The 1,551-nt window shown below is 65.6% G+C and carries 2 protein-coding genes; one reads left to right on the forward strand and one right to left on the reverse strand.

Features of this window, described 5'->3' with window-relative positions; translation table 11 throughout:
* The first annotated feature begins 65 nt into the window (after positions 1 to 65).
* Positions 66 to 422, forward strand: coding sequence for a hypothetical protein (locus AB0J88_RS39985; RefSeq protein ID WP_364362218.1), 357 nt, complete (start codon positions 66 to 68; stop codon positions 420 to 422).
* A 2-nt stretch (positions 423 to 424) separates the two neighbouring features.
* Here the strand turns inward: AB0J88_RS39985 and AB0J88_RS39990 are convergent, their stop codons facing one another.
* Positions 425 to 1,498 carry an IS630 family transposase gene (locus AB0J88_RS39990; protein WP_364362217.1) on the reverse strand — a complete coding sequence of 358 codons (1,074 nt, stop codon included), beginning with the start codon at positions 1,496 to 1,498 and terminating at the stop codon, positions 425 to 427.
* Positions 1,499 to 1,551 lie beyond the last annotated feature (53 nt).

Below are 1,551 nucleotides of genomic sequence, written 5' to 3' on the forward strand. Positions count from 1 at the left end.
CTAGTGTCGCGTGTCTGAAATAGTTTGACAGTTGGGATGTCGTACCCGAGTGCCAAAGTGCGGACGTGGATGACGCGTTGATTGTGCTGAGGCAGGAGTTCGAGGCGGCAGAGGGCAGCTTCCTGCTGAGCCTGCGAGGCGCTGGCCTCGTCTGGGATCGGGCGGCCTTCAGCCGGTTGGAGCAGGCGATGCGGATGGCCTGCAAGCAGTACGAAGGCCATGACGATCTGCCGCGCTGGATGGCGGAGGGCTTCTACTACGTTTCACACTTCGTAGCGGAGTGGACCAGTCACCCGAACTTTCCTCGGCCGGAGCCGGCGCCCTACTACCAGGACTGCCTGGAGCGGCTGCGGGACCTCGCGGACTGGTTCTTCCACGGCTGGCACGCCTACCAGGAACCGCACGTATGGCGTGATCTTTGAGATCAGGCCGAAGGCCTGTGGTGAGCCTGGGCGAGAATCTGGTCGGCGGTCTTGGCCCAGCGGAACGGCTGGCAGCGTTCGTTGTAGCCGTCAATGAACGCGCGGATCGCGCTGATCAGGTCGGTGACGCTGGTGAAGCTGCCCCGGCGGATGGCTTGTCGGCTGATGATCCCGAAGAAGATCTCGACCATGTTCATCCAGGACGCGCTGGTCGGAGTGAAGTGCAGCGTGATCCGTGGGTGCTTGGCCAGCCAGGCTTTGACGTTCGGATGGTTGTGGGTGGCGTAGTTGTCGCACACGACATGCAGCTTGACTCGCGGATGCGTCTTGGCGACCTGTTTCAGGAAGGCCAGGAACTCGGTGTTGGAGTGCCGCTCGTAGCAGGCATCCGCGGTGATCTTCCCGGTGGCCACCTCCAGGGCGGCGAACAGGGTGGTGGTGCCGTGCCGCCGGTAGTCGTGGGTGCGACGTTCGGCGGCGTCGAAGCGCATCGGCAGCAGCGGCGCGGTCCGGTCCAACGCCTGGATCTGCGACTTCTCGTCGACGCAGACCACGACCGCGTTGGCCGGCGGGTCCAGATACAAGCCGACCACATCACGGATCTTGGCTTCCAACTGCGGGTCGGTGGAGAACTTGAACGTCTCGATCCGGTGCGGCTGCAGTCCCCAGGTGCGCCAGATCCGGGCCACCTCGGCGAAGCTGACCGGCATCCCGGCCCGGCTCAACTGGTCGGCAAGCAGCCGTGCCGACCAATGCGTCACCGCCAGCTCGGACGGCGGCGGGTTCAACGTCGACGCGATCACCGCGGCCTCGTCGATACTGCCCGGTCGGCCCGAGCGCGGCAGGTCGGCCAGCGCGGCGATCCCGCCGGCCTCATACCGCGCCCGCCAGACGATCACCGTCTGCCGAGTCATCCCAACCCGTCGACCGATCTCCGCGTTCGGCAGCCCCTCAGCGGCTAGCAATACCATCCGAGCCCGCTGCACATGCCCGGCCGGCGCGGCGGACGAGCGCGTCAGCTCCCGCAGGCGCGCACCATCGCCGGGACTAAGAACCAGCGCAGCCGCGACAGACATGCCCCATTGTCGCCCACCACAACCGTCAAATCACTTCAGACACGCGACACTAG

It is taken from the genome of Asanoa sp. NPDC049475 (assembly GCF_040676915.1).
Classification (GTDB): domain Bacteria; phylum Actinomycetota; class Actinomycetes; order Mycobacteriales; family Micromonosporaceae; genus Asanoa.